Source organism: Clostridium sp. CCUG 7971, from assembly GCF_017590215.1.
Classification (GTDB): Bacteria; Bacillota; Clostridia; order Peptostreptococcales; family Peptostreptococcaceae; genus Faecalimicrobium.
The window spans coordinates 1-5837 of sequence record NZ_JAFFPK010000164.1; the positions used below are offsets into that span (position 1 = coordinate 1).

The following is a 5837-nucleotide window of genomic DNA, read 5'->3' on the forward strand; positions in this document are numbered from 1 at the left end:
ATTGAGTTCGTTTTTTTATTCCTATCTCATAGCTCTCATTGCATTTAATACTGCTATTAATGCAACACCAACATCTGCAAATATAGCTTCCCACATAGTAGCAACTCCACCTGCTCCTAGTACTAAAACTATAGCTTTTACAGCTAATGCAAATATTATATTTTGCCATACTATTTTATTAGTTTTACTTGCTATTTCTATTGCTTTAGAAATTTTACTTGGTTCATCTGTCATTAAGACTACATCCGCAGCTTCTATGGCTGCATCTGAACCTAATCCTCCCATAGCTATACCTATATCAGCTCTAGCTAATACTGGAGCATCATTTATTCCATCTCCAACAAATATTACTTTTTCTTTTTCTGATTTACCTTTATATATCTCTTCTAACTTATCTACCTTTTCATTAGGAAGTAGGTTTGAGTATACTTTATCTACTCCAAGTTCTTTCGCTATAGAGTTAGCTACTTTTTCATTATCACCAGTTAACATTACAACATCTTTTATTCCTAATGATTTTAGATTTTTTATAGCTTTTTCACTATCTTCTTTTACTTCATCTGATATTACTATATATCCTCTGTATGCTTGATTAACAGCTATATAAACTACTGTACCAACTTCTTTAGCTGGTGAATAGAATATATTTTCTTTTTTCATTAATTTTTCATTTCCTGCTAAAATAAGTTCATCATTATAGTTTATTCTTATTCCATAAGCTGCAATCTCTTCATAACTACTTATTTTATCTAAATCTATTTTTTTATCATAATAGTTTAATATTGATTTTGCTATTGGATGATTAGAATTTGCCTCTGCAAAAGCAGCATATTCTAATAATTGTTCTTCAGATATTCCAACTGCATTAACCTTAGTTACGTTAAATACACCTTTTGTAAGTGTTCCTGTTTTATCAAATACAACTGTATCAATATTTCTAAGTGCTTCTAAATAATTACTTCCTTTTATTAGTATACCGTTCTTAGATGCAAATCCTATTCCACTAAAGAAACTAAGTGGTATAGATAAAACTAATGCACATGGACAAGATACAACTAAGAATACTAATCCTCTATATAACCATTCACTAAATGTAGCCCCAGGTATTATCATTGGAGGTACAACTGCCACTAAAATAGCTCCTATAACCACTGCTGGTGTATAGTACTTTGAGAACTTAGTTATAAAGTTTTCAGTTTTAGATTTTTTACTACTTGCGTTTTCAACTAAATCTAATATTTTAGAAACTGTTGATTCTTCAAATCCTTTAGTAACTTCTATAGTTAATAAAGCATTTTTATTTATAAATCCTGATAATACATCTTCTCCTTTTGATACTTCTCTTAATACAGATTCTCCTGTAAGTGCAGATGTATCTACCATTGAATATCCATCTATTACTATACCATCTAGTGGAACTTTTTCTCCTGGTTTTACAACTATTATATCGCCTATTTTAACTTCTTCAGGAGAAACTACTTTAAGTTCTGCCCCTTCTTTTAAGTTTGCATAATCTGGTCTTATCTCCATAAGTGATGTTATAGATTTTCTAGATTTTCCTACTGCTATACCTTGTAAGAATTCTCCTAATTGATAAAAAAGCATAACTCCTACTGCTTCTGGCAATTCACCTATAACTAATGCTCCAACTGTAGCAATAGACATTAAGAAGTTTTCATCAAACATTTGACCTCTTATAGCATTTTTTGTAGCCTTTAGTAAAACTTCTCCACCTACTATTACGTATGCTATTATAAACATTACATCTGCAAGTTTACTTTCAAATCCAGTTGCAATTTGATATATCCCAAAGATATATACTAATGTTCCTATTACTAGCTTTATTATATCTTTTTTATTTGAATCATTTTTTTCTTCTTTAACTTCTGATTTTTTAATATTATCATTTTCATTTTTTATTTGTATATCTAAACCAGGTTCTGTTGCATTAACAATTCCTACTATTTTATTTATAGTTTCTTTTTCATCAAAAGATTTTTTTATATTTACTATAAGTTTTTTATTTATAAAGTTTAAATTTGAAGAATCTATTTCTTCTAAATTAGATACTTTTTCGTTTATAACTTCCGCACAATGTGCACAGTTAAGTCCACCTAAAATAATCTCTCTTTTTACTTTTTTTGAATCCCCTAATACTTGGATATTTAAGCCTGGCTCTGTTTTATCTATTATATCTATAATATTGGATATAATTTTTTCTTCATCATAAGAATCTATTATATTTACTGTAAGTTTTTTATTTATAAAGTTTAAGTTTGAAGATTCAACTTCTTCTAACTTAGATACTTTTTCTCCTATTACCTCTGCACAGTGCGCACAGTTAAGTCCCCCAAGAATAATTTCTTTTTTTATTAAACTGCAAGCTCCCATATATATACCTCCTATCTCTTATATGTCTCTTTAATATGGTTCAATCCACAATCAAATATTTGACTTATATGACTATCGTCTAAGGAATAATAAACTGTCTTCCCTTCTTTTCTAAACTTTACTAATCTAGCTTGCTTTAAAACTCTAAGCTGATGAGATATTGCCGATTGAGTCATACCTAACAAATCCGCTATATCGCATACACACATTTCATTTGCAAATAGTGCATATAATATTTTTACTCTTGTTGTATCTCCAAAAACTTTAAATAATTCTGCTAAATCATATAGCATCTCTTCTTGAGGCATCGTACTTTTAACTTCTTTTACTACCTCATCATGTATGTCTGTACAATTGCATGTATCTATATCTTTTGTCATAGTTTTTTTCCTCCAATTTTCATTTTAATATATGAATAACTGTTCATATATTCATTATATGACTTATGTCCAATTTTTGCAACCAAAATTATTTAATTTAAAATAACTTATAAAGTACACATAATAAGTTTTTTTCTAATATATATATTATTAGAGCTAATTATAAAAGTTTTACTTATAGTATTTTAGGAGGAATGATGAATGATGAATTTTGATATGTTTTCAAGTAAACAAAATGATGATATGGATCCTAATTATATATACCCTAAACCTTATATAGATCCTATGATGTATATAAACCCTTATACAATGAATGGTATGCCATTTCAAAATAATCAAATGGATCCTAACATGGCTAATAGTGGGTATATGACTTATATGAACCCTTGCATGAATAATTCTATGATGGGCCAATGCCCTAATCCAGAAAATGATAATGATTTTGACTATGAAGATATGAACGATTTCTATATGGATATGGCAAATCCTATGCAGTGTATGCCTAACAACATGATGCCTCAAAATATGCCTATGATGAATGGTATGATGATGCCTCCAGGTATGCCTATGATGAATGGCATGATGATTCCTCCAGGTATGCCTATGATGAATGGTATGATGATGCCACAGGGTATGCCTATGATGAATGGTATGATGATGCCATGGATGATGTCACCTTATATGATGATGCCTGGCATGCCTCAAATACACATGGAGGAATTTGACGAGGAAGAAATGTAAATTTTTTTATAATATGTGTTATAAAATTTTTATATTTGTCTACAATATAAATGTATTCCTCATAATATTCCCCCAATATTATAAATACAAAATAAAGTCATGACTAGTTTAAGTTCATGACTTTATTTTTATATAAGGAAATTTTAATTTCCAATATATTATATTTTATCAACGGACTCAGTCGTTTGAGCAACGTGTTGGAGAAGCATTTAAGCCACATGAACGAAGTAAATTTTTTATTTAGTCTAGAAAATCATAAAAATCATTTGATCCAGATTCTACAAAATCATATAATACATTTTCCTCAAAGTATAATTCTTCTTGGCGCTTAATATATTCATTATAATTACACTCTAGTATTTTAGTTATATACTTTCTACAATTATCACTATATGTTCCAACAAAGAAATCATCTTCTATTTGATAATAGATTGCTTTTATATCATTATTGATAACATATACATTTTCTTTGACATGCTTATTATTAAAATTAAATCTAGTAAAGAATACTCCATCTTCCATATCACTTTTAAGTAAGAATGGATTATCAATATAAAACTTTTCTAAAAACTCTTCTTTATTTTTTAATTTATATATACTTATATATTCTGGCTTAGATATTTCATCAAAAACTTCAAAATCATATACAGGTTCCTTATCTGTAACAAGTATAGAATTTATTTTAAACTTTCCATTATCTTTACATATACTAAAAGCTATTTTGGAGAAATAATATCCGTCATTATCTTCATACAACGCTTCACTTATATATTTTCCTTTTCCTTTGCTAGTTACTTCATTTTTTAATAGGGTTCCATTTATATTAGTTATATGCATATTAGATATTTCTTCGCTTCCTGAAAAATATCTTAAACTTTCCCTATCCCAAGCAATAAACCTCATAGTCATATAGTTTATAAATTCTACTTCATCATTTATTTCTTTACATATTATTGGATACATCTGCTCAATATTTAGGTCAGATTCATAATTTTCTATTATATCTATATATTCTTCAATGTCCCCAGGAAGTGGCTTTTCATAATAAGAGTTTTTCTTTCCAAAATATTTGATTAAAAATAACGCCTCTTTTTCAGATATTTTTATCCTATCTGAACCTAATCCGCCCATTAATCGCTCTTCTTCTCTATAAGCTTCATCTTTAGTTGGATTTTTTAGGCTAACATAATCTGCTAATCCTAGTCCTTCTGCATCTAATAAAAAATATTGATATAAATTCCCTTTATCTTTTTTCCATACTATTAAAAGCCCCATACTTCCCATAAGCCTTGAATTTGTTATCTTTGCAAAATTGAATTCCATAAATTCACATCCTTATCTTTTATATCTCTATATTTGAGTTTAACATATAAACTTAGACAAAATTTATTATTTATTACTTTTTACTTTTATTTATATTCTATTCTATGTAAAACCATAATTAATTGTAATAAATGTATATGTTTTTGAATATGATATAAACTAATTATATTTTAATAATTTATTTTTAAATTAAATAATTTAAAATTATTTAATTTAAGTTTACAACTTATACATAATTTATAATATAATGAAATAAATGCTTAATCGAGGTGATATTTATGGGAAACATTGCAGCTTTTTTCGATATAGACGGTACTCTTTATAGAGACTCTCTTATGGTTGAACATTTTAAAAAATTAATTAAATACGATATAATCGACCAAAAGGTATGGTTTGAACATGCTAGAGATACTTTCATGGATTGGGATAAAAGACAAGGAAATTACGATGATTACTTAGACGATGTATGTGAACTATATGTAAAATCTTTAATAGGTCTTGATAAAACTTGTATAGATTTTACTAGTGATCAAGTAATAAAACTAAAGTCCGACAGAGTTTATAAATATACTCGTTCAAGAATAAAATGGCATTTAGATAATGGTCATATAGTAATATTTATATCTGGAAGTCCTAATTTTTTAGTTGAAAAAATGGCTAAAAAATATAATGTTACAGATTTTATTGGAAGTGACTATATATTTGAAAATGAAACATTTAATGGAACAGTTATACCAATGTGGGACTCTAAAAGTAAAAACACGGCTATAAATGATTTTGTAGATAAATATAACGTAGATTTATCAAAATCCTTCGCTTATGGCGATACTAACGGTGATATAAATATGCTTAGAAGAGTAGGTAATCCAATTGCGATAAATCCTACGAAAGAGCTTTTAAATCATATTTCAACTGATGTTAATATATCAAAACATACTCAAATAATCGTTGAGAGAAAAGATATAGTTTATTCTTTATCTCCAAACGTTAATGTACTTGATA

The 5837-nt window shown here is 27.6% G+C and carries 5 protein-coding genes; 2 read left to right on the forward strand and 3 right to left on the reverse strand.

Going from position 1 to position 5837, the window contains the following annotated elements:
• Nucleotides 1-21: 21 nt before the first annotated feature.
• Together JWF52_RS17415 and JWF52_RS17420 are read right to left on the reverse strand one after the other, a co-directional pair.
• The gene (locus JWF52_RS17415; protein ID WP_208334756.1) at nucleotides 22-2391 is read right to left on the reverse strand and encodes a heavy metal translocating P-type ATPase; all 2370 of its coding nucleotides are present in this window, start codon (nucleotides 2389-2391) and stop codon (nucleotides 22-24) included.
• A gap of 11 nt (nucleotides 2392-2402) precedes the next feature.
• Nucleotides 2403-2771 carry an ArsR/SmtB family transcription factor gene (locus tag JWF52_RS17420; protein WP_208334757.1) on the reverse strand — a complete coding sequence of 123 codons (369 nt, stop codon included), beginning with the start codon at nucleotides 2769-2771 and terminating at the stop codon, nucleotides 2403-2405.
• 201 nt (nucleotides 2772-2972) lie between these two features.
• On the opposite strand from JWF52_RS17420, the gene JWF52_RS17425 reads away from it, so the two are divergent.
• Nucleotides 2973-3512 (forward strand): hypothetical protein, encoded by a 540-nt coding sequence (locus JWF52_RS17425; protein WP_208334758.1) that lies wholly within the window; start codon nucleotides 2973-2975, stop codon nucleotides 3510-3512.
• A gap of 240 nt (nucleotides 3513-3752) precedes the next feature.
• Here the strand turns inward: JWF52_RS17425 and JWF52_RS17430 are convergent, their stop codons facing one another.
• Complete coding sequence (locus JWF52_RS17430; RefSeq protein ID WP_208334759.1) at nucleotides 3753-4835, reverse strand: hypothetical protein; 1083 nt, start codon at nucleotides 4833-4835, stop codon at nucleotides 3753-3755.
• 278 nt (nucleotides 4836-5113) lie between these two features.
• Between JWF52_RS17430 and JWF52_RS17435 the strand changes: the two genes are divergently transcribed.
• The coding region (locus JWF52_RS17435) for an HAD family hydrolase (protein ID WP_208334760.1) at nucleotides 5114-5837 on the forward strand (724 nt) is incomplete at its 3' end.